This is a genomic window from Candidatus Sulfotelmatobacter sp., assembly GCA_036500765.1.
Classification (GTDB): Bacteria; Acidobacteriota; Terriglobia; order Terriglobales; family Acidobacteriaceae; genus Sulfotelmatobacter.
The window spans coordinates 230,743-254,194 of sequence record DASYBM010000002.1; the positions used below are offsets into that span (position 1 = coordinate 230,743).

At 56.9% G+C, this 23,452-nt stretch carries 19 protein-coding genes; 12 read left to right on the forward strand and 7 right to left on the reverse strand.

Annotated elements, in window-relative coordinates; genetic code table 11:
• The first annotated feature begins 207 nt into the window (after nucleotides 1-207).
• From VGM18_02160 to VGM18_02190, 7 genes are all read left to right on the forward strand, one after another.
• The gene (locus tag VGM18_02160) at nucleotides 208-2,724 is read left to right on the forward strand and encodes an amylo-alpha-1,6-glucosidase (GenBank protein ID HEY3971775.1); all 2,517 of its coding nucleotides are present in this window, start codon (nucleotides 208-210) and stop codon (nucleotides 2,722-2,724) included.
• Between the two features lie 79 nt (nucleotides 2,725-2,803).
• Nucleotides 2,804-4,504, forward strand: coding sequence for an alpha-glucosidase (locus VGM18_02165; GenBank protein HEY3971776.1), 1,701 nt, complete (start codon nucleotides 2,804-2,806; stop codon nucleotides 4,502-4,504).
• Between the two features lie 49 nt (nucleotides 4,505-4,553).
• Nucleotides 4,554-4,913, forward strand: coding sequence for a hydrogenase maturation nickel metallochaperone HypA (locus tag VGM18_02170; protein HEY3971777.1), 360 nt, complete (start codon nucleotides 4,554-4,556; stop codon nucleotides 4,911-4,913).
• Complete coding sequence (hypB, locus tag VGM18_02175) at nucleotides 4,910-5,590, forward strand: hydrogenase nickel incorporation protein HypB (protein ID HEY3971778.1); 681 nt, start codon at nucleotides 4,910-4,912, stop codon at nucleotides 5,588-5,590. The genes VGM18_02170 and hypB overlap by 4 nt, the downstream gene beginning before the upstream one ends.
• A gap of 289 nt (nucleotides 5,591-5,879) precedes the next feature.
• Entirely contained in the window at nucleotides 5,880-7,187 is a 1,308-nt protein-coding gene (locus VGM18_02180; GenBank protein ID HEY3971779.1) for a sugar MFS transporter, read from the forward strand.
• Nucleotides 7,188-7,298: 111 nt separating this feature from the next.
• Entirely contained in the window at nucleotides 7,299-8,330 is a 1,032-nt protein-coding gene (locus VGM18_02185; GenBank protein ID HEY3971780.1) for a LacI family DNA-binding transcriptional regulator, read from the forward strand.
• Between the two features lie 46 nt (nucleotides 8,331-8,376).
• Complete coding sequence (locus VGM18_02190) at nucleotides 8,377-9,576, forward strand: MFS transporter (protein ID HEY3971781.1); 1,200 nt, start codon at nucleotides 8,377-8,379, stop codon at nucleotides 9,574-9,576.
• A gap of 112 nt (nucleotides 9,577-9,688) precedes the next feature.
• Here VGM18_02190 and VGM18_02195 read toward each other — a convergent pair whose 3' ends face one another.
• From VGM18_02195 to VGM18_02210, 4 genes are read right to left on the reverse strand one after another with little or no spacing between them, the layout of a single operon-like run.
• A complete protein-coding gene (locus VGM18_02195) occupies nucleotides 9,689-10,843 on the reverse strand; it encodes a nucleotidyltransferase family protein (GenBank protein ID HEY3971782.1) in 1,155 nt (384 codons plus the stop codon).
• Nucleotides 10,844-10,873: 30 nt separating this feature from the next.
• Nucleotides 10,874-12,034: a radical SAM protein gene (locus VGM18_02200; GenBank protein ID HEY3971783.1), complete on the reverse strand. Its 1,161-nt coding sequence runs from the start codon at nucleotides 12,032-12,034 to the stop codon at nucleotides 10,874-10,876.
• Nucleotides 12,031-12,363, reverse strand: a complete 333-nt coding sequence (locus tag VGM18_02205) for a PqqD family protein (protein ID HEY3971784.1) — start codon at nucleotides 12,361-12,363, stop codon at nucleotides 12,031-12,033. The genes VGM18_02200 and VGM18_02205 overlap by 4 nt, the downstream gene beginning before the upstream one ends.
• The gene (locus VGM18_02210) at nucleotides 12,360-13,229 is read right to left on the reverse strand and encodes a hypothetical protein (protein ID HEY3971785.1); all 870 of its coding nucleotides are present in this window, start codon (nucleotides 13,227-13,229) and stop codon (nucleotides 12,360-12,362) included. The genes VGM18_02205 and VGM18_02210 overlap by 4 nt, the downstream gene beginning before the upstream one ends.
• A gap of 44 nt (nucleotides 13,230-13,273) precedes the next feature.
• Between VGM18_02210 and VGM18_02215 the strand changes: the two genes are divergently transcribed.
• A complete protein-coding gene (locus tag VGM18_02215; protein ID HEY3971786.1) occupies nucleotides 13,274-13,567 on the forward strand; it encodes a hypothetical protein in 294 nt (97 codons plus the stop codon).
• Nucleotides 13,568-13,740: 173 nt separating this feature from the next.
• Here the strand turns inward: VGM18_02215 and VGM18_02220 are convergent, their stop codons facing one another.
• Together VGM18_02220 and VGM18_02225 are read right to left on the reverse strand one after the other, a co-directional pair.
• Nucleotides 13,741-13,911 (reverse strand): hypothetical protein, encoded by a 171-nt coding sequence (locus VGM18_02220; protein HEY3971787.1) that lies wholly within the window; start codon nucleotides 13,909-13,911, stop codon nucleotides 13,741-13,743.
• A 24-nt stretch (nucleotides 13,912-13,935) separates the two neighbouring features.
• A complete protein-coding gene (locus VGM18_02225) occupies nucleotides 13,936-16,056 on the reverse strand; it encodes a hypothetical protein (protein ID HEY3971788.1) in 2,121 nt (706 codons plus the stop codon).
• 450 nt (nucleotides 16,057-16,506) lie between these two features.
• On the opposite strand from VGM18_02225, the gene glgP reads away from it, so the two are divergent.
• Genes glgP through VGM18_02240 form a run of 3 tightly spaced genes read left to right on the forward strand, consistent with a single transcriptional unit; the run spans nucleotide 16,507 to nucleotide 20,732 of the window.
• Nucleotides 16,507-19,155, forward strand: a complete 2,649-nt coding sequence (glgP, locus tag VGM18_02230; protein ID HEY3971789.1) for an alpha-glucan family phosphorylase — start codon at nucleotides 16,507-16,509, stop codon at nucleotides 19,153-19,155.
• 13 nt (nucleotides 19,156-19,168) lie between these two features.
• Nucleotides 19,169-20,248: an adenosine deaminase gene (locus tag VGM18_02235; GenBank protein ID HEY3971790.1), complete on the forward strand. Its 1,080-nt coding sequence runs from the start codon at nucleotides 19,169-19,171 to the stop codon at nucleotides 20,246-20,248.
• Nucleotides 20,217-20,732 carry a nucleoside deaminase gene (locus VGM18_02240; GenBank protein HEY3971791.1) on the forward strand — a complete coding sequence of 172 codons (516 nt, stop codon included), beginning with the start codon at nucleotides 20,217-20,219 and terminating at the stop codon, nucleotides 20,730-20,732. The genes VGM18_02235 and VGM18_02240 overlap by 32 nt, the downstream gene beginning before the upstream one ends.
• 35 nt (nucleotides 20,733-20,767) lie before the next feature.
• Here the strand turns inward: VGM18_02240 and VGM18_02245 are convergent, their stop codons facing one another.
• Entirely contained in the window at nucleotides 20,768-21,751 is a 984-nt protein-coding gene (locus VGM18_02245) for a hypothetical protein (GenBank protein HEY3971792.1), read from the reverse strand.
• A gap of 187 nt (nucleotides 21,752-21,938) precedes the next feature.
• On the opposite strand from VGM18_02245, the gene VGM18_02250 reads away from it, so the two are divergent.
• The gene (locus VGM18_02250) at nucleotides 21,939-23,258 is read left to right on the forward strand and encodes a glucoamylase family protein (protein ID HEY3971793.1); all 1,320 of its coding nucleotides are present in this window, start codon (nucleotides 21,939-21,941) and stop codon (nucleotides 23,256-23,258) included.
• The last annotated feature ends 194 nt before the right edge of the window (nucleotides 23,259-23,452 follow it).

The following is a 23,452-nucleotide window of genomic DNA, read 5'->3' on the forward strand; positions in this document are numbered from 1 at the left end:
CTCGTGCTAGAATTCGCCCCTACTTCTTATATTCAGGGAACCGCGACTTTGCAAGCTCCGGCGAAGCCGAATCCCGCTTCGAAAGAGAAGGTCGCGATGGATTCTCACCCAAGAAACATTCCGCGTTCCGCCTTGTCCGGCAAACTTTCGTCCAACAAGAGTTTGTTCGCAGGAATTTCATTTTCGAGCATTTCAAAGATCTCCATTTTGTTGCGAACTTGGCTGATCCTTGCCACTCTTTCGGCCGCCCAGTCCCCAACGCAAGAACTCGTGCGCACGGTTCGCTCCTGGGAGTTTCTTCCAGTGCTTGGCACTCGCGCAGGATTATTCGGCAGTGAAACGGGACAATTCGAAGCCTGGGTCTATCCCCTAAAGATTTTCCGTGACTTTCATCTGACCTTCCACGTTGGCGATCGCGCACTTCCAGCGGAGAGCCTGGCTCGGACGCTCACGGTCCGCCCCGAGTCGGCCTCGATCCTCTACGCCGGCGATTCCTTCCGTGTGCGCGAAACTCTGTGCGTTCCGGTGCACGAGTCTGGGGCCGTCATCCTCCTCGATATCGAGACCGAGCAGCCGCTGGAGGTGGAAGCCGCATTCACCGCGGACTTCCAACTGGAATGGCCCGCGGCGCTGGGCGGAACGTATGTGAATTGGAATGCGAAGCAGCAAGCTTTCGTGTTCGGTGAAGAAGCGAAGAAGTTCTTCGCCCTGGTTGGCTCACCCACGGGCGGGAATGCGAGACTCGCCTATGAAACGAATTATTCTTCATCCGACCAGGACTCGCTGCGGCTCGGCGTCACGCAAAAAGGAAAAGACACAAAAGTATTGGTGATCGCGGCCTCCGTTGGCGGCCGAGCGGATGCCGAGAAAACCTACCAGCAACTGTTGACTTCCTATGCCGACTTGGTGCGCCAGTCCGCGGAGTACTATCGCGCCTATCTCGACAATACCGTGAGCCTCGAACTACCCGATGATGCGTTGCAACAGGCCTACGACTGGGCACGGATCAGCACGATTCAAGGGATGGTGGCGAATCCTTATCTTGGGACTGGGCTCGTCGCGGGCTACCGAACCTCAGGAGCCGGACAGCGACCCGGCTTCGCGTGGTTCTTTGGACGAGATTCCCTATGGACGTCGTTCGCCCTGAACGCCGAAGGAGATTATTCCAGCACTCGAACCGCGCTGGAGTTCATCAGCAAGTATCAGCGCGAAGACGGAAAAGTGCCGCATGAGATCTCGCAGAGCGCAAACCTGGTGCCGTGGTTCAAGGACTATCCTTACGCGTATGTTTCCGCCGATGCGACTCCGTTGTTCATCATCGCAATGAATGACTATGCGTCGCAGAGCGGTGACGTTGCATTCGCACGCGACAAGTGGGACAACGTCTGGCGCGCGTACCAGTTTTTGCGTTCCACTTACGATGGGCAAGGCTTCGCCCAGAACGCGGGCGTTGGCCACGGGTGGGTCGAAGGCGGGCCGCTGCTTCCCGTCAAGAATGAGTATTATCAGGCCGGACTTGCCGTCGAAGCATTGCGGGCGCTATCCAATTTAGCGCGCCTCGTCGGGAAGGACGACATCAGCAATCGGCTCGCCGCAGAGTTCGAGCATAGCAAGCCCGCGCTCGATGAAGCATTCTGGTCCCCCGAGAAGAAGAGCTACGCATTCGCTTTGAAGCCCGACGATCAGCGCTCCGATGAAACCAGCGTGCTGGCGATGGTTCCGATGTGGTTTGGATTGGCCGAAGCCGACCGGGCGGACCAGACGATCACGCAACTCGCCCGGGAGGATCACCAGACGGACTGGGGCATGCGCATCATCTCGAAGCGGTCAAGCGTCTATAACGGATCGGGTTACCATTACGGCTCGGTGTGGCCACTGTTTACGGGATGGGCTTCGGTGGCCGAATACCGCTACCATCGCGCCTTCCCGGCATATTCCAACCTGCGGTCCAACGCTCTGCTCGGTGTTGACGGCGCGCTCGGCCACTTCACCGAAGTGCTGTCGGGAGATTACTACCAGTCATTTTCAACGAGTTCGCCGCATCAGATCTGGTCCGCCGCAATGGTGATCAGTCCAATCTTGCGGGGCATGTTTGGCCTGCAGACCGACGCCGAGAAGCATGAGATTATCCTTGCTCCGCATGTGCCGTCCGACTGGACATCGTTCGCCATCCGCCATGTGCACGTCGGGAAGATCGGCGCTGACTTTCAATATCGCAAGACGGCTGATCGGGTGACCCTCGAGATCAAACGCACTGGGACAGGCGATTGTTGGGTGGAATTTTCTCCAGCGTTCAGTCTGCGCACGCAAGTTGTGAGCGTTCAGTTGAACGGACGCCCTTTGCCCTTCAAGATGCTGCCCAACAAAAATGATGAGCACTTATCCCTTCGTTTTCCCATAAAGGATGGCTCCAATGAAGTGGCGATTCGAGTAAGAAACGACTTCGGATTGGCCTACTCGAACGAACTCCCGCACTTGGGGAGTGCGAGTCGCGGACTTCGAGTCCTCGCCGAATCCTGGAATGCATCGAAGACTGAGTTAACCGTGGAAGTCTCGGGAGTCGTGGGAAGCCGCTACGAGTTCGATGTTTGGAATCCAGCTCAGATCTCTTCTGTTCAAGGGGCGACCCTCACCAAGAGTGGGAAGCTGGAAATCCAGATGCCGCAAGGCGCGTCGGAAACCTACTTGCAGCAAAGAGTCGTAATTCGGTTTGGGCGGGCTTAACCCAACCTCGCAGGCGTTCCAGGAAAGGATTACACTCTGCGCAACCCACTTCGTGATAACTCGCCCAAGGAGTCGCGGTATGCAATCTAAGTCCTCATGGATTTTGGCTGGTTCTTTATTGTATCTCCCCTTGCTTGCGGTCTCGGCTCAGAATGCGGGCACCAAACCGGTCGACGCCGAAGGCCACCAGTGGTGGCAGCACGCCGTTTTTTATGAAATTTATCCGCGTAGCTTTGCGGATAGCAACAATGACGGCGTCGGCGACCTGAAAGGCATAACCTCCAGGCTAGATTATTTGAAGGATCTCGGCGTCGATGCAATTTGGATCACTCCCTGCTTTCCTTCGCCGCACATAGACTTCGGATACGACGTCTCTGACTACGAAGATATCGATCCCATGTATGGTTCGCTCTCGGATTTCGAAACGCTGGCCACTGAGGCCAAAAAGCACGGCATTCGTATCATCCTCGATTTCGTGGTGAATCACACGTCCGATCAGCACAAGTGGTTTCTGGATTCGAAATCATCGAAGACGTCGGAGCATCGCGACTGGTATATCTGGCGCGATGGCAAAACATCCGGGCAGCCGCCCAATAACTGGACTTCAACATTCGGCGGTTCGGCATGGAAGTTCGATCCCACGACCAACCAGTACTACTACCATTACTTCTATGCCGAGCAGCCCGACCTGAACTGGCGCAACCCGGCAGTGAAGGATGCGATGTTTGATGTGACGCGTTGGTGGTACAAGCGCGGCGTCTCGGGCTTTCGTTTGGACGCCGTGGACACATTATTCGAAGATCCGAATCTGCGCGACAACCCGGTTCTACCAGGCAAGAATGCATTCGGCGATCCCAAGCAGCAGGAGATTTACAACAAGAAACTTCCCGAGGTCCATGATGCACTGCGCGGATTGCGCAAAGTCGCGGATGAAAACAACGCAGTCCTCATTGGAGAAACCTGGACCGCCGACATTCACGAACTGAACAAATATTACGGCCAAGACAACAATGAATTGCAGTTGCCCATGGACTTTCTTTTCACCAGAGTCGACAAACTTTCGCCCGCCGAATTCCGCAAGCAGATCGCTGAGATCGACGCTGCCTCCGGATGGCCGACGTTCGTCATCGGCAGCCACGACATTCCCCGCTCCTACGACCGTTATGGCGACGGCGCGCATAACGATCAGATTGCAAAGCTTATGGCTGGACTGTATCTCACGCTGCGCGGCACACCGATCATGTACTACGGAGAAGAGATTGGAATGAAGACGACTCCCCCGACCCGCAAGGAAGATGTGAAAGATCCGATTGGCCGCACGGGATGGCCCAAGGAAAAAGGGCGGGACGGCGAGCGCACACCGATGCAGTGGGACGGGAGTGAAAACGCCGGCTTCTCCCAGGCAACCCCGTGGCTCCCCGTCCCGGCGACGGCCAGGACTCACAACGTAGCTGACGAGTCGAAAGATCCTGACTCGGTACTGAGCTTTTACAAAAACTTGATCAAAGTACGCCGTACAAATAGAGCGCTACTCGACGGGAGCTATACACCGCTTAACGAGAACGATCAGAATGTCCTGTCTTACTTGCGTTCGTATAAAGATCAAGTTGTCCTGGTCGCGCTGAACATGTCAGGAGCGGAGCGGAAGGTGAGTTTCGACATTAGCAAGAATGGATTCTCTTCGGCAAAGGCTCTTGTGGCAACGGGAAAGTCATCGGCCAAAGGCGATGTGGTGATCCTGGAACCTTACGGCGTTTTTATCGGCCAGCTCATAAAGTGAGTAAAATAGGCATTAGCCGTGAGGCCTTCGTTTCGACGACACGACGAGGATGCACGAACTGTCCATTGCGATGAGCATTGTGGACGCAGCGCTCGAAGAGGCGCAGCGTCGCGGGATCCAGGTCAGTGCGGTGCATCTCAGGCTAGGCGCGCTTTCCGGCGTGGTCAAAGATGCGCTTTTGTTTTCCTATGAAGTGGCATGCCAGGATACGCCGCTGCAAGGGTCGCAATTGATCGTGGAAGATGTTCCGGTGATCGTGTTTTGCCTGCAATGCCAGAAGGAACAATTGCTGCAGTCGGTGCAGTTGTTTGCGTGTCCGGAGTGCGGCGCGCCGACCATGAATGTGCGCCAGGGCAAGGAGCTTGAAGTGTTTGCGCTGGAGGTCAAAGAAGAAGAGGTGCGGCGGTGAGCGAGCCCCGTCTGGTAGAAGTGCGCCGGAATGTCTTAAAGCAGAACGACGTGATCGCGCGCGCGCTGCGCGAACAGTTCCGCGCAACAGGAGTATTCGTGGTAAGCCTGGTTTCAAGTCCGGGCTCGGGTAAGACTGCATTCCTCGAAAAGACGCTGACGCAAATGCAGCCTCGTTATCGCGTCGCGGCGCTGGTGGGAGATCTGGCGACAGAAAATGATGCGACACGATTGGCGCGGAGCAAGGCTCCAGTCAAGCAGATTACGACCGGGACGCTTTGCCATCTGGAGGCGGCGATGGTGCAGAATGCGCTGGCTGATTGGGATCTAAATAAACTGGATTTATTGTTTATCGAAAACGTCGGGAACCTGGTTTGCCCATCTTCCTATGATCTGGGGGAAAATCTTCGGCTAGTATTGATGTCGGTGACCGAGGGCGAAGATAAGCCGCTGAAGTATCCGACGATATTCAACAGCGCCGACGTCGCGATCATAACCAAGAACGAACTTGCAGCCGCGGTGGAGTTTGACTGGGAATCAGCTCGGAAGAGCATTCAGTCGGTGCGACCGGGAATGCAGATCTTCCGGCTATCGGCGAAAACCGGCGAAGGGATGGAAGAGTACTTCGACTTTCTCTCGCGGCAGTTTGCGGAGCAGAGGGCTGTCGCAAAGATTTAGACTTTCGCTTCGCCCTACTCTTCCTCTTTCACATTCCGAGTCGCGGTTCGATAAATCGGAAGCCCTACTTGGCGACGGCATTGTTTTGCTTCTCCCCTAAGACAACAATTGCGGCGCGCACCACGGGCGGACTGAAGGCGAATCGGCGTGCCCGTGGACTGATCGCGCAGATTGATGGCTGTGTCGTTCGGGCCGCGGCGAAGAAAAATGCGCGAAAGCGCGCTCCGGCGATGCTATGATGGCGCGTTCTTAAGATTCAGAGAGCCCCTGGAAGGCGGTTACCGCACTCATGGCAATGGCGACCTCCAACGCTTCTACAAACACAACTACCGCACCGGGCAGCGGACAAAGTTACGGCGCTGCGCTGGCTGTGGTGACCACGCTCTTCTTCATGTGGGGATTTCTTACCTGCTTGAACGACATCTTAGTTCCTCATCTGAAGTCGATTTTCGACCTCACTTATGCGGAGGTCATGCTGATCCAGTTCGCTTTCTTCGGCTCATATTTCCTCTTCTCGATCCCATCGGCTAAGCTGATAGATTGGATTGGATATCAGAAATCGATGGTGGTTGGCCTGCTCACCATGGGACTCGGCGCATTTCTGTTTGTACCGGCCGCGAGCGTTCCGTCGTTTCCTTTATTCCTGGGCGCGCTCATCGTTCTCGCAGCAGGGATTACGTGCCTGCAAGTGGCCGCGAATCCTTACGTCACGGTTCTGGGAAAACCAGAGACGGCTTCGAGCCGACTAAATCTCACGCAGGCATTTAATTCGCTGGGCACATTTCTGGCGCCGTTTTTCGGCGGGATGCTGATTCTAAGTGCTGCGCCGAAAACTATGGATCAAATCCGCGCGATGACGCCCGATGTCTTGCAGGCGTACCGTGTCCATGAGGCCGCGACGGTCAAAACGCCGTATGTCGGACTTGGAATTGCGCTGGTATTGCTCGCTGTGGCGATCGGGAGTTTCAAACTGCCGACCATCGCGCATGCGCAGCACAAAGTCGGCGAGAAAGTGAACGACTCGATCTGGCGGCATCCGAATTTAATTTTCGGCGCTCTCGCCATCTTCGTCTACGTTGGCGGCGAAGTCTCCATTGGGAGCTTTCTAGTGAACTATTTCGGCCAGCCGGAGATTGGCGGCCTGACGGAAAAGGTTGCGGCGAGCTACGTGGCTTTCTATTGGGGCGGCGCCATGGTTGGGCGTTTCATCGGCTCGGGGTTGTTGCAAAAGATGAGCACGCGACAACTCCTGGGAATCTGCGCGGTGTGCGCGGGCGCGCTGGTTGCCATCTCGATGCTTACGACCGGACCCACCGCGATGTATAGCATCATCCTGGTAGGGTTCTTCAACTCGATCATGTTCCCGAGCATCTTTACTCTGGGCGTGGCCGAATTGGGTCCGCTGACGGGGGACGGGTCGGGAGTCATGATTATGGCCATTGTTGGCGGGGCGATTCTTCCCGTAGCACAGGGCGCGATTGCCGATCGCATTGGCATACATCACGCATTCTTCCTTCCGGTATTGTGTTACCTGTACATCTTGTTCTTTGCCTTGAACGGATCGAAACCCAACAGCGAGCGTTATGCGAAGGCGTGAGTCGCGGCCTGCAAGGGTACGGTGGAGAACACAGACCAGGCCCTGCATAAGTTTGATAATATGTTGCGGCGCTGAGTTGTCATATCCTTGACTAAAACGATTTAGTTCAATATGGGGCAAATTAAGAAGCCGGGCCAACCGGAGGTCATCACTCTTAAGGCCGTCGCCCAACATATAGGACTCACGCCAGGCACAGTCTCGGCAGTTCTGAACGATTCGCCGTCGGCGCGGTCCATTCCGCAGGAGACCAAGAATCGGATCCACGCAGCCGCCAAGGAACTCAATTACCGTCCTAACTTTTTTGCGCGCACGTTGCGCAACAAGCGCACCTACACCATTGGAGTGATTGCGGAAGAGATTGGCGACTCGTACAGCTCGCCGATCATCAGCGGCATCGAGCAATACTTGCGGCAGCGCGATTATTTTTTTCTGACCGTAGTGCACCGGCACGATGCCGGTTTGCTGAATCGATATTCACAGCTGCTCTCGGAACGGGGAGTTGAGGGTATTATCACCGTAGACACGACGGTGCAGGAAGCTCCCGCTCTGCCTACCGTGGCTGTGGCCGGCCACAAGATCTTAAGGGGCGTCACCAACATTACGCTCGACCACATCAAAGCGGCGATTCTGGCTTTGAACCATTTGGCGGAACTCGGCCACGAGCGGATCGCTTTCATGAAGGGAAATCCCGTAAGCTCCGATGCGAAGGACCGCTGGGACGCGATCCGCCAAGTGGCCGCAGAAATTGGATTGAAGATCGATCCCGAACTGACGGTGCAGATCGATACCGACGACCCGACGCCGAAGTTGGGCTATCCTTTTGCCAAACAACTCTTGGCCCGCAAAGTGCCATTCACCGCGTTGTTCGCTTACAACGATATTTCTGCCATTGGCGCAATTCGGGCGTTACAAGAACATGGACTGCGGGTTCCGCAGGACGTTTCGGTGATGGGGTTCGATGACATTCCTGGAGCCGCCTACCACACGCCCAGTTTAACCACGGTGCAACAGCCGCTAAACCGAATGGGGGAAGTGGCGGCGCAGGTGCTGCTGGAACGGATTGAGGGGAAGAAAGAATATCCCTCCGAAATTGCGATTGAGCCTGCGTTGGTGGTGCGGGAATCGACGGCTAAGACCGCTTAATAGTCCGATATAGTAATCCGAGGGCGGGCCGCCGCCAATTCCCACCATGCCTTTTTCTGACGCAGCAACTGCTACAGCATCCTCAGCAAAATCCGCCAAAGCTCTTACGCTGGCGGCCTACGCTTCGTTCGTGCCGATCGGAATCGCGACCGTGCTATTGGGTCCGATGCTGCCAATATTGTCGACCCGATGGTCGCTGAACTATTCGCAAGCGGGCCGGCTATTTCCTACACAGTACATAGCGTCGACCGTGGCAGTCGCTTTGTCTGGAGTGCTGGTTTCGCGTTGGGGATTTCGATTTGCCATCAAGGCCGGACTGGTGCTGGCGACTGCGGGAGTGGGCCTGCTGCTGGCCGGTCCGGAAACCCTCGGCATGGCATGTATTGCGGCATACGGAGGCGGCCTGGGGCTTGCGGTTCCGGCGGCCAATCTGTTGGTGGCGGAGGTCAATCCGGGACGGCGTAGCGCTACCTTGAATCTGCTGAATTTCTGCTGGAGTGCGGGCTCAGTGGCTTCGCCCTTTCTGGTCGCAGCCGCGGCCAAACGAGACGAGATTCCGCTCTTGCTGGCTTGCATTGCGGGATTTCTGCTGCTGGTTGCGCTGGGCATCGCGGCCATGCCCTCTTCCATCATCGAACCATCGGTCGCGCGAGAGGCCAAACCGAGCCGAGGGCTCGGGATCGATTGGAAGAATCCAGCGTTGCCGAACCTAGCGGCACTTTTTTTCATTTACGTCGGCACGGAAAATGGATTCGGATTGTGGGTAGCCACCTATGCGAAGAGCCTGGGCAGTTTGAGCATAACCACGGCGTTGATGACGCCCTCGTTTTTCTACTCGGCGCTGCTGGCTGGACGTTTGCTGGCCCCGCTCCTGCTGCGGTTGACGAACGAGGTGCGCCTGGCGCAGGCGGGATTGCTGGTGGCATGCGCGGGGATGGGCGGGCTGCTGTTCTCGCACGCCCTGCCCGGGGTATTGTTGAGCGCCTGCCTGGCTGGATTCGGTCTCTCCATTGTCTACCCGATCGCGGTCGCGCTTTTGTCGCTGGAGTTTGGGGCGTCGGCAGCGCGTGTGGGATCGCTGCTGTTTACGCTTTCGAATTTGGGGGGCGGATTACTGCCGTGGATTGTCGGTGTTTCATCGACGCGATTCGGGACGCTCAGGGCGGGATTGATTATGCCCTTGATCGGAAGCGGGCTGATGTATGTGCTCTATCTGCGGAAATGGAAGACGGAGCCGGGTGTCTAGCCGACCATACCAAGCAAGTGGCGTCCCTGCGGGACTCCTTCTTTTTGTTCGCTCCTTTCCGGGCACTCCCGTGCCGGCTTTGGCATGCCGCCTCGCGGCTGTAGTTGATCGGCTAGGTGCGTACGAATCTGGCGGCGAGACGACTGAGTCGCACCAGGCGATATATCGGGAAAAGCGGTGGAGGTAAATGGACTGCCTGCCAGTCGCTGGGGCCAGAAGTAAAAGCCAGACGCTTCAGGAATCGTAGGCGATCGGCGGGGCGTTCGCGGAGACGCATCATCAACCGGAAGTACGCCACCGATTCCACGTTGTAGGAGGACTGGGTGGCAAGATGAGTTTGAATCTCGTCTGCCAGAGCCGGCGTTACCGGATCTTCGGGAAGACAGGTTTGCGCGGCAGAAGGCATGACCGCATTCAAAAGCCGATTCGCGAGCACCATCGTGACCCGAACGATACGGACAATGCCCAAGGCTTGCGCCTGAGAGCCGATCCAATTCCAATCCAACGTTGGGAGCGCCATGATGCGGGCAATATCACAAAGCCAGATCAAACGTCCCCACACATGTTTGGCTGCGTGCGCCGATAGTAATAGGACCAAGTCTTCCGGCGCAGGAGTTGGCATCGGACGACCAGCAACCGGCACAGTAATAGCGCGCTGGAACAAGCAGTTCATTTCAAAATCGATGGCATAAAACCGCGGCTGCATCGCCCATTGCACCTCAAGAAGATTGGGACCGGCGGGGCCGTCGAAGGCGCATTCGTATCCTGACTTCAGGTAGGCACGCTCCTCAGCTGGAGAAAAATCCAGGTGCGGCATGTAACCGAGATCGCGGACCGCGTCCCGGATGTGAGGGAAGTCCTGGGGATGGATGAGCAGATCGATATCGCCGGACTGACGAAGCGCGATGTCGCCGTAGATTGTTTCAGCCAGCGCCAGCCCCTTGTAAGGCATCGCCTGAAGACCGAGCCCAGACAAGTGGTCAAGGATTCGAATCAACTCACAGGACAGCAATAACGTCTTGTGGAGATTGGTTTGGAACCGCTGCTTCAGCGAAGACAGTTCCTTGCGACGAACGTCTTCTACTTCGACAACAGCTTGATGAAGAAGTGGAAGAGTACCGTGGCGTTCGGCGAGATCGAAAAGAACTTCCCAGCGGATGGACTCGCGTGACAAAGACCGAATGTGGAAAATCTGTTCCTTGCGTGAAACTTCAGAACACGCCGCTAGGAGAAGGGACCACTCGGCTTCGAGTGTAGCGGAAGGCATGTGTTCGTTCGGACCGCGAAACGGTCCGGATCACCCGATCGTGCCGTGCGCCGAAGTGACAACGGCTGACGCAAGGGGACGAATCTGCACCAGAGTCGCGTGTCCCATCGCCTTATCCATCCAATCCAGATTCACGCCAGCCGCTTGCTTGGCTAGCATATTGGCCGAGGGAATCCCGGTCCGAGCGTAGGACTTCTGACAATCCTGCGACGAAGGCCCCCGCATGTTGCCTTCCATGTAGGCGAGACCGGGGCAGCGTGTGCAGGTTGTGGCGTGACTACATGAGGAGCACGTCGGCAAATGCTTGGTGCGGATCGAGCGCACTTCATTCATTTGGTCGGAATAGCGCCAAATGTCGACGAAGCGCTGCTGGCGTACGTTCCCAGTCGGCAGCGGAAACTGCACGCACGGGAATACGTCGCCGTACGGTGAAACGTAACACGCCGTGTGGCCGGCACTGCACGGCACGGATTCGAGGTCGCTTTCGCCCGGCGGCGGGGGGATCGCGCAATATTCGTCAGTGTCGCCCACCAGGGCTGTATCGCGGAAAACCTGCCGCAACGCGGTCGTGTCAACGCCAAGATCGAGAGTGGAGCGGTTGCCGTCCATCATGGGCGTGACAGTGGGATCGAGAGTACATTCGACGCCAAGTTCAGCGGCGAGCGCGCGCACGCCGGAATAATCCTGCATGTTCTGCGTCATCAGAACGTTGGCGATGATGACTTTTAATCCCTGCGATTTCAGAAAGCGGATGGCAGCAAGGGAACGCTTGAGCGAGCCAGGAATCAGCGTGATGGCGTCGTGAACTTCGGGGCGGTGCGAGTAAATGCTGACCTGAATCGATTCGACATGAAGATCGCGGAGGCGGGCGGCCTCATGCTCGCGGATGAGGACAGCGTTGGTCTTGAGCTTCACGCAGAACATGAGACGGCGGGCGTGTTCGAGAAGCTCGAAGAAATCCTTGCGCAGAAAAATCTCGCCGCCGCTGAGCGTGAGAATGAACACCCCGGCGTCGGCCATTTGATCGAACAAGTGCTTGATTTCCGTTGTGGTCATCTCACCGTGATCGTCATGATCGAGATAACAGTGAACACAGCGCTCATTGCAGCGATAAGTGAGATCGACCTGGACGCTGAGGGGAATGTTGAGTTTCAGCGCTTTCTCGGACATTTCCTGTAGAAGCGCGCTCATCGGGATTCTCCAAGGGCCGAGTTTGGCGTCCTGATCGGTCTGTCTACAATTGGGTGATCTGAGATTTGCAATATCTCATGCGTGGCTAGTTCCCGCGCCAGGGTTTCGGCGTCGTGCAATGCCTCAGAGGGCTCCACTTCGAACTCAGAGCAGATGCGGTGCTCAACGATTTCGTCGAGCGGAGTGCTGCCGTCGGCGGATTGCCACAGAATGGTCGCGGTCTTGTTCAGAGTAAAGAGCGTGGAATCACGGCCCGACATGATCATCATTTCGCCGTCGAGACTGCGGGCTGCGACTCGCGGATTGCGGGCAAGGTAAAGTCGGCTCATCCGATCAACTCCCAGACCCGGGCATCGGGTACAAAAGTGAGGCGCGACACCGGGACCCGGCTCACGAACTCGAAGGCGGAATGAAATGTGGCTTGCACCAGTTCCTCATCCTGCGCGAAAAACAGAAGATTAGCAAGTAGCGATCGAGTCGCTTCCCCGGGCGCCAGGGGATCGATGCGATTCACCGGGCCTTTGGCGAGCAAGTAGAGGGCGGCGATCGGAGCCGAAACATTTTCGCCGAGCTTGGCTAGTTCGCCGGTAAACGGCGTACCGTACGCCATGTAGCCGCCATCGTGCTTGCGCACGCCTTCCCTGCGCAGATCTTCCTTTCGGGCGCTTTCTTTTCGAACGTAGGAAATTTCGTCGGTCAACAATGTTGCGTCGGGCGGGGCCAGCCGGGAGATCGTGGTTTTACCGGCCTCCGAAACGCCGGCGAATAAGAAAGCCCTGCCATTGCGTATGGCGCTGGCGGAGTGCAGAAGGAATCCGCCCTGACGGGCAAGCACGAGCGTGTGGACAATGCGCAGCACGGCGTCGATCGAATAAGGATTGGCCGACTGGCGAATCCACCCACGACGCGAAGCGGGCTCCCACTCGGCGCGAAAATCTCCTCGCTCCATGGTCCAGCGGCCCTCATGTTGAGTAACGCTTACTACGGCATAAGGATCGGCGAAGGTGGCGGGTCTGAGGTCAACATCGAATTCAATTTCCACGGGTCTGTCCGCCCGCTCCGAGACCACGAATCCGGCATAGCGGTCTTGCAGCATCGCCAGAAAGCCCGCATCTGTGGCCAGGACGCGGACGGGCATGCCTCCGATTTCAATCACGAGGCTGAGGCGGTCGACTTCAGTGGTTAGCTCGGGCAAACGACGTCTCGATCCTGATTGCGGCTCGGAGTCTGGCGCATGCCATGAATGCCTGCGACTACACGGGCAGCGAACTTAGAACGCTGAATCATGGCCGCTACTGCGTGCTCGAAGAAGCTCTGATTCTGGCGCGGGCGAATGAATTTGCCGTTACGCTCGATCAGGGAAACTCTCCCCATGACTTCGCCTTCCGGCACTGGCGGATCCGCGGCAGCCATCGCATCCCCGCGGGTCACGATTTCGAAAGCTGGTCGGTGGCCTGGGGCGACCGTGCGACGCACAACTCTATGTACTACGAGTCGCCGGTCGCGGCCGTACAAGACGATGTCGCCTTCTGAAATGCAACCGGTGGAGATGCGCTCGATCGTGAGCATGTCTCCAGGCATGATGGCTGGCAGCATGCTCCATCCTGTAACACACAGACGCAAAGTACCGGACGAGCGCAAGACTTCACTCGCCAGTTCGCACTTCAACGCGTGCACGGCATTGGCGGCGGGACTCACACGTGGTTCTAGGAAACCTTGGAACTCGTACAGCCCCCTTGGGTCGCGCTTATCTTGCCGCACGAAAGCGCGCTGGTTACAAACACCTGTTCGAAGCGAAAAGCGGGCTTTTCGTACGGTTTCTTGTTGGTCTCCGAGGTGCGCGGAGCGTCATCGGAAGAAAAGTTGTTCATCGCCATAAAGGACCTTGCCTACAGCAGAATTCACTGAGGCTCCTGCATCGCGCAGGCGCCCGTGCCGGATGTTCCACAAACCTGACTGCCCAGAGTAAAAAAGTATACCTGAGAAGCGCCCGTTAAAGTGCCGCTGTTCACAGCGTTGTCGATAATAATCCCGCCCGTGCCGGAGGCTGCGGGAATGGCCGCGTTGGGCCAAGGGCCGGCATTGGTCCAAATCGCCGTGCCATCTGTAGTCGTGCCGCCAACGTTTGTGTTCCATGTGGGAACAGCGCCGCCAGACCTCCCGCTCAAAGGCAATACCTCAACGTTGTTGTTGCTGTCAATAATACGGGAGACGTTGCCGTAGATATGGTTGGCGGTCCATCCCGTCAATGTGTTAACCGTTGTCGCTCCCTGGTTCACCCAAGTGACGCCGCCGTCCACCGTCTGGTTACTGGGATTGGTAGGCCACACGGGTTCGGATGTGCTCGTTGTACCGGCCGTAATAGCCGTATTGAGGTACAACGTGTTGTTCGCGGTTCGGAGAACTAATATCTGCTGACCCACGTTAAAGTGAGTGGAAGCGCGCCACGGCATGCTGATGAAATTCATCATGCAGCCCCTGTTGGCGCACGGCGTCGGCCGGGCGCTGTTGGCAACGCTAAAGAAAATCCGTTCGGTCGTGCCTACGCTGGTATTCGGGTTCGAAAAGTCTGTTACGGGAGAACAGGCGGGCTTTTGCGCGGCGGGAGTCAGTGGCGCTATCGCAGCGGCTGCGCCGAAAACGCCGCTGTTAATCGGCACCCGGTACAAATTAGGGTCTCCTCCCGTGTTGCCGCAAACGTAGAGGTTTCCCGTGGCCCCCGCAGATCCATAATAGGTACTGTCAAAGCCGCCAATGTATAGCGGGTTCGGAGTATTGCCGCTCGCGACGCTGGTCCCGACGAGCACATTGGATCCCTTGGAACCGGACGCGAATGTCGTGGAAAGTTGGAAGACAGCGCTACAGGCGACGCCGCCGCAGCTCGTGCTGCCATCGCTCGAAGAGAACACATAGATCAAGCTGTTGGTGACATCGAGGATTGGACTCTCCACCAGACCGGTGCCGAAATCCAATTTTCCGGACGCGGTGGCCGTGGTGCCGGTCGCCGAAGGCACTCGATAAAAGAACCCGCCCGCATCGCCCACAAATACGTTCCTGGATATGTGGTCATAGACGGGATTGGAAAGTGCGCTGGGATTGGTCGTATTAACCTGAACTGGGAAACCGCCCGCGCTGACTTCGCCCGGAGGGTTTAGGGCGGTGCCCTTGAATACTCCGGTAATTTTATGAAGCCAGCCGATAGCGCCACCAGTCCAGGCTATGTCATTCGTGTAATCGTAATATGCCGATGAAGTTCTGTCGTCGACAGCGACCCCGTGCCCGTCGTGCAGGAAAACCTCGGTCATGCAAGGGGCGACACAAGTCGGATAGAGCGCATTGGATACGGATGTCGGTACACCCGGCGCGCCAACGGTTTCGGTAGCTGATGCCTTCCATTTCAGAATCACCAGTCCGGCTAGGCCCGTAGGGCTGCCCGAAGTCTGTACGAACGCGACCTGTGTGCCATCCAGAGACAGCACTGGAGAGGTGAGAATGAGACCGCCAGTGTTGTAGGCCCAATAGACCGAAGGCACAGTGCCTCCGCATCCGGAGTAGAGATTGTCGAATGCGACCACGCTGGCTTGCGTTCCAGATCCAATTACCCCAGTAGTGTAGACGACATAATCCGGGGTGGCGGCGGCGCCGCAGTTCGCGATACTGGTGTTAAACGAAAATTTGGCGGGATAGTTAGTCGCACCCGGCGCGGCCGCACCGCCGAGCGTCTGCGGCCAGACGTTGCTGGGAGTATTCCCCGGGTTCAAATCGGCCGCTTCCGGCTTCAGCACCTGAGACTGTCCGCGGCGATACAGCTGTTGCCAATAACGCGGATCGTCGTTGAGCAGGCGAGCTTGTTCCTCCGATGCGGGCGCAGTGAAGATAACGTGACTGTGACTCCAGTCGGTAGGCAGAGGGATTCCGCGGCCAGCGGGCTTAGCCGCCTGGCCGGTTAACACCCATCCCAAGACCGCCAATCCAGACAAGCTCACACCCAGCCGGAGAAATCGTGCGGAGGTACCGTTCATTTGTGCAGACTCCATGGGTCTCGCGAGATGCAAAAGGCTTGCGGGCCGTGCTCAAAAATGCGCCGTCTTGCAAATAGTTTCTAACGTTGTGCCTGTTCGTGCAGAGCCGCAGTTGGGCGATCGACCGAAATGTGCAATCTCTCGATCGCGTTCCAATCTCGCAGACTCGAAACTCCAACGCAAAGTGGACTCACGTCTTCCATCGGGAGGCTGGATTGGCGAGGATTCTACCCTGTATGCAGGGCGCAACGCAAACCTGTTTTCCCGCCCCAGTGCGCGATATCATTCACAGACCTTACAATAGAAAACGTAGAACTTATTCCCCGAGAATGTCATCGAAGTAGTTCGCCTGATGCCGGGCCTAAAACCCTAGAAAACGGACTGGAGAAACAAATTTTGGACGGATACGAGAATGCGACGGAAAAGCTAGCAGAAGGTACGGAGCAAACCGTGGATTCGAGCAAGGTCACGAATGCGCTGACGCGGGGTGACATTGCGAATCTTACGGCGGACGGCAGCCAGCCCGCAGAAACGCTGATGAACGTGGTGGCCCTGATCGCCAAGAGGTTCCGAACCGACGTGTGCTCGGCATATTTGCTGGAGCCGGATCGCGCCAACCTCGTGCTGGCGGCAACCGTGGGCCTGCGTCGGGAGTGCATCGGCGTTCTCCGGATGGCTGTGAATGAAGGGCTCACCGGCCTGGTCGCGGAACTCGTACGGCCGGTGGCGGTCGAGCAGGTAAAGAATCATCCCCGGTTCAAATACTTTCGAGATGCAGGCGAGGATGCCTACCAGTCGTTTCTTGGCGTTCCGTTGGTTGAACGGGGAGTTCTACAGGGAGTACTGGTGGTGCAAACCGTCGAAGCGCGCGTTTTCAGCGACGACGAAATTCGGATGCTCACGGAAGCGGCCACCCAGGTCGCACCCGTGGTCAGTGAAGCGCGCACACTCGACCGCTTCATTGCCCCGCTGCAAGAGAGGCTGTGGGCGCTGGCCCGCAATCTGTGGTGGAGCTGGGACCACAATTCCTCGAGCCTGTTCCTGGATCTGGATCCCGCACGCTGGAACGAACTCAACCACAATCCGGTGGCACTGTTGGCGGAACTTCCGCTGGCCAAGCTCGAAGCGCGTGCGGCGGAAATCATGCTGCACAGTCGCGTGAATTACGCGTACCGGCGAATGCTCGAGTATCTGGAAGCGGATCTGACCTGGGGCGCGAAGAACGCCGGCGTCCTGCGTCCGCATCCTGTCGCTTATTTTTCCGCCGAGTTCGGCTTGCATGAATCGCTGCCGGTATATTCCGGCGGGCTCGGTGTTTTGGCAGGAGATCACATCAAAAGTGCGTCTGACCTGGATATTCCTCTGGTCGGGATCGGTTTGTTTTATGGCCAGGGATATTTTCGGCAACGGCTCGATCTCAACGGATGGCAGCGCGAAGAATATCTCAAGACCGATGTCAATCAGATGGCGATGGAGGTGGCGATCGGCAAGGATGGCCTGCCGGTCATGGTGGAGATCGAGACGCGTAGCGGGCGCATTCACGCAAAGGTTTGGCGGGTGAAGGTGGGACGGCGCGACCTGTTGCTGCTTGACTCCGACGTGGAAGGCAATGCTCCCGAGGACCGCGAATTGACCTCGCGGTTGTACGGGGGAGATCTGCGCATTCGCATCCGGCAGGAGTTGCTGCTGGGCGTGGGCGGATTGCGCGCTCTCAAGGCGCTGGGGATTTCTCCCGGCGTTCTTCACTTGAACGAAGGCCATAGTGCTTTTGCCGTGCTGGAAGCGGTTCGGCAGCGGATGGAAGATGAAGGTATCGGGTTTGACGCCGCGGTGCCGCGCGTCTCACGTGAGGTTGTGTTCACCACGCATACTCCGGTACCGGCGGGACATGACCGGTTCGATGCCGGCCTGGTCGAAGAGCACATCGGACCGCTTCGCGAGGCGCTTGGGCTTTCGCCGGAAACCCTGCTGGGGCTGGGCCGCGAGAATTCCAGCAACGGCGACGAATTATTTTGTATGACCGTGCTGGCGTTGCGGCTTTCGCGCCGTGCCAATGCCGTTTCGGCGCTCCATGCGGAAGTCTCGCGCGCGATGTGGACGAAGCTGTTTCGCAACAAACTGGAAGACGATGTTCCGATTGGACACATCACCAACGGCGTGCACGTTCCATCCTGGCTGGCTCCGGAGATGTTTCGACTCTACGATCGCCACCTGGGAAGGGACTGGAACCAGCGCAGCAGTGAAGCGAAAATCTGGCTAGGGATTGAGGATGTGGACGATGGCGAACTGTGGGAGACGCACCTTAACCTGAAATCGCAGCTCATCGAATTTGTGCGGCGGCGAGCGGTGGAGCAGGCGCAGCGTCGCGGTGAACCCCAGGAAACCCTCCAGCGTCTGGAGCGTGTCTTGAGTCCGGATGCGCTCACCATCGGATTCGCGCGGCGTTTTGCCACATACAAGCGGGCTAATCTGATTCTGGCCAATATCGAGCGGCTGGCTTCCATGGTGAACGATCCCAATCGGCCGGTGCAGTTTGTGTTTTCGGGCAAGGCTCATCCCCTCGATGAGCCCGGCAAGCGGTTGTTGCAGCAAATCGCCGAATTGATGCGCGATCCTAAATTCCGGGACAAGTTTGTATTCGTTGAGGACTATGACATCAACGTAGGACGCCACTTTGTGCAGGGCGTCGATGTCTGGCTCAACAATCCGCGCCGTCCGCTGGAGGCCTCCGGCACGAGTGGACAGAAAGTGGTTCTGAACGGTGGCCTGAATCTTTCCATCCTGGATGGCTGGTGGGCTGAGGCATTCGATGGCATGAATGGATTTGCCATCGGAACGGGAAGAACGCATTCCAATATGGCAGTTCACGATGCCCGCGATGGAGAAGACCTGATGCGGACGCTTCGTGAAGAAGTGATTCCGCTTTATTACCAGCGCGATCGCGATGGACTTCCGCGGGGCTGGATCAAACGCATGAAACGCACGATCCGTACTCTGGGCTGGAGATTCAATGCCGACCGCATGGTGATGGATTACACGCAGAAGTGCTACGTGCCGGCGGCCGGAGGAACATCGAGCGATATGAGATCAAACTCGTAGCTTTGAGCCTGGAATGACAACTAGAAAAGTCGACCTGAAGACTTTGCCGAAAGTTCTGCTCCACGAGCACCTGGACGGGGTTCTACGCCCGCGGACCGTGATCGAGTTGGCCGCCAGCGGAAATTATTCGGAGTTACCCACCAAAGATCCTGAGGCGCTGGCCACCTGGTTCTATCAGGGCGCGAACCAGGGAAGCCTGGCCAAGTATCTCGAAGGTTTCAAGCATACGATTGCCGTTACACAGACGGAGGAAGCGCTCGAGCGAGTCGCGTACGAGCAAGCCGAAGATCTGAGTAAAGACAGCGTGATTTATTACGAAACCCGCTTCGCGCCTATTTTTCACACGACCAAAGGATTGACGCACCAGCAGGTGGTCTCCGCCGTACTCAAAGGCATGGCCCGCGGGACGCAGGACTTTGGCATCCGGTCGGGGCTCATCATTTGCGCGATGCGCAATATGAACGTGTCTCTCGAAATGGCGGAATTGGCAGTCGACTTTCGCCAACGTGGTGTAGTTGGATTCGATCTCGCGGGCGAGGAGGGGGGCTATCCCCCAAAAAAGCATGTGGACGCATTTCATTACATTCAGCGCGAGAACTTCAACATCACGGTCCATGCCGGCGAGGGCTACGGAAAAGAATCGATTTGGCAGGCGATTCAATACTGCGGCGCCCACCGCATCGGTCACGGCACGCGTCTGATTGATGACATCGCCGTTGCCGATGGCAAGGCGGTCAAGTTGGGCGACTTGGCGCAATACGTTCTCGACAAAAGAATTCCGTTGGAAATCTGCCTTCTCAGCAATGTCCATACCGGGGCTACGCCCGCCCTCAATCAACATCCGTTCAAGATTTTCTATGAGCAGGGATTTCGAGTGACGCTCAACACCGATAATCGACTCATGAGCAACACTTCGATGACAAGGGAATTTGAAGCTGCATCGGAAACTTTCGGCCTCACCCTGAAGGATTTCGAGAAGATCACGATCAATGCGATGAAGAGTGCATTCCTACCCTACGATCGGCGTTGCGACTTCATCTACAAAACGATTAAGCCAGGCTATGCGCGAATTCGCGAACAGATTGCAGGATGACGAACTGGCCCATCGCATGGACAATCCTTTCATGGCGCGCGCCATTCAACTCTCCATCGACAATGTAGTTTCCGTCAGAGGTGGCCCCTTCGGGGCCGTGATCGTCAAAAACGGCAGCGTCGTGGCCGAGGGCGCGAATCGCGTCACTACCACCAATGATCCAACGGCGCACGCCGAAATCGTCGCCATCCGGGAAGCCTGTGCCAAGGTTGGCGGCTTCGAGCTTCGGGATTGCGAAATTTACACCTCGTGCGAGCCATGCCCTATGTGCCTGGGTGCGATCTACTGGGCGCGGATCGCGCGGGTTTATTTCGGCAATTTAGCCGCCGACGCTTCCAGGATCGGATTCGACGATTCCTTCATCTATGCCGAGCTGGCCCAGCCTTTGCCGCAGCGCTCGATTCCCATGATCCAAATGATGCGCGAACAGGCCTTGGCCGCGTTTCGCGCATGGCAGGAAAGGCTAGACAAGATCCCTTATTGAAAGCTCAAAGTAACTGTGGCGGCGCAGCTGCGACCTCACTGAAAGCGGTATCCCGGCTTAAGCGCGCAGCGATAAACGCGGCCGTGGTCAGGATTGACAATCCCGGTGCAGTTGGCCCAACTCAGCAAAAGTGCGGGGCCGAGCGGGAAAATGGTGGTCTGGCCATTCAGGTCAGCTTCAATGCTCACGCTTTCTGCGGCGGATGGCAGAGTGAAGCTCATGTCCTGCCCAAAGATGACAGGATAGGACCAATGTTCGCTTTGGCTTTCCATGGGATGAAAAACTTCGGCCTCCAAAAGGAAAGTTGCGGTGTCGGACCAGTCGCGAGCTGAAACCGTCACGATCTGGCCCCCCTGCGAGGTATGGTCGCCTTCAATTTTTGTGAAAGGACAGGGTCCGGCAATGCAGGACGCTCGGGCATCTCGGAATTCATTTCCCGCTCCTGCGTCTAAGGACGCCGACCCGACTACCGCCTTCCATTTTCCATCAGGTGAGCAAGGATGCTGACCATTACAGGGCACGTTGCCTTTGTTCTCGATCTGGAAGGTTCGAACCTCACTCCCAACGTTGAGCGTCGTGAGGCCTTTGACCGTATATCTCGCGCGGATATTGGCCACTTTGACCTCCGGTTGACTAGCCGCAGCGGGCGTGCTGGATAGCGGAACGAGATGGATGATGTAAAGCTTGTCGCCGACGTAATCGTCGAGGTCAAGCGGACGATAGCGCGCGTGACGGAAGTGGAGCGTGATAGCGTGTCCTCGCCGGATCGGTGTGCGCAGGGTGAGGGTGAAGAAACCCGAGGAGTCCGAGGCGCAGTCGGATGTAGCCAGATTGCCGCCAGAAACAATAACTCCCGCGATGGGAGACTCTTTTCTCGGATCGGTATCCTGTACTATCACGGCCCCTTTCAGGGAAATCGGCTTGCGTCTTCCCCACTGGAGCAACGCCAGAGCGCCCGCAATAATTACGAAGGACACCAGCAAGGCGATCCAAAGCTCTATTTTGTGTGCGCGAGTCATATTCGAAAATCCTTTGCAAAATCTATTATGATGATGAGTGTAGGGCGAACGGTTTCTCCATGACAACGATGCGGGCCCTTTCTGCATCTTTTAACGATTGGCGGGAGTCCAGCCAGAGTTTCTCATTCCTTTTTGCTTGCGTTTCCATTTGACGGGAGGGTCTCAAGATTAACGTTGGCGGAAATACATGATCGAAGCAAGGCCTAATCTGCTTTCACGCCGGCAGGTTTTGCGTCTGTTCCTGGGCGCCGGCTCTTGTGCGCCGTTTGCGACGGTTCTCTCCAGCGTGCGCCTGGAGGCGCAGTCCAAAACAGGGACGCCGGCTTTATCGCCAGAGGATGACAAGTTCCTAAATGATGTAGAGCAGGCTAGTTTTCTCTTCTTCTGGGAACAAGGCAACCCTAAGACGGGGATGGTCAAGGATCGCTGTGACGTTCACAAACCCGCTCGAAAGGATGCCGCCAGTATCGCGGCCACCGGCTTTGGCCTGACGGCTCTCTGCATCGGAGATCAGCGTGGTTTTATCTCCCGTACAGACGCGCTGGAACGAGTGTTCGCGACCCTGCGTTTTTTGTGGAGGAAGCTGCCCAACCACCGCGGATTTTTTTATCACTTCGCCAACCCCGAAACCGGCGAGCGCATGTTCGACTCCGAAGTATCTTCCGTGGATACGACAATTCTGCTGTGTGGAATTGTGACCTGCCGCGAACACTTCCATCATCCCGCGGTTGCTGAACTGGCGAATCTCATCCTAAACCGCGTGGATTGGAGCTGGCTCTCGGAAGACACAGCCCTACTCACGCACGGATGGACGCCGGAGGTCGGATTCCTCCCATCGCGATGGGATCATTACAGCGAACTGATGATGGTGTATCTACTGGGCATGGGGGCTTCGGTGCATCCTCTGCAACAGGAAACCTGGAACGCATGGAAGCGTTTGACATTTGACTACGAGGGCATGAGGTATATCGGTTCCTTCGCGCCGCTGTTTGTGCATCAATACTCGCAGGCGTGGTTCGATTTTCGCGGCCGTCGCGACAAATATGCGGATTACTTCCAGAATTCCGTGACTGCAACGGAAGTGCATCGGCGTTTTTGTATAGAGCTGGGCAAGCAGTTCCCGGATTACAGCGACGACCTTTGGGGGATTACCGCTTCCGATTCGCAGAACGGTTACGTTGTTTGGGGTGGGCCTCCCGCAATGGGTCCAATCGACGGTAGCGTGGTGCCGAGCGCGGCCGCGGGATCGCTACCGTTCCTACCCGCGGCCACGCTGCGCGTTTTGAAAACGATCCAAAGCCGATATCCCTCCGCCTGGGGCAAATACGGCTTTGTCAATGCCTTCAATCCCCTTAAAAATTGGTATGACACCGACGTGATCGGGATCGATACAGGGATCACGATGTTGATGGCGGAAAATCTGCGAACCGGATTCGTGTGGGACACCTTTATGAAGTCGCCGGAGGCGCAGCGTGGAATTGAACGCGCCGGCCTACAAAAATACTAGCCGAGAGGAACGCTTAGTTCCGTCAGATGTGAACCAAAACGCCGCCACGCCGAAAGGCGCAGACGGGGAATTATTTCAAGATGATGGTTCAAAACGGTTTCGAACTACCATCCGTAGGGTATCGAACGGATGAAACTGGCAAGCGAACAGAACTGAAATTACTGGAAAGACAGCATAACCACCACGAACGCCGA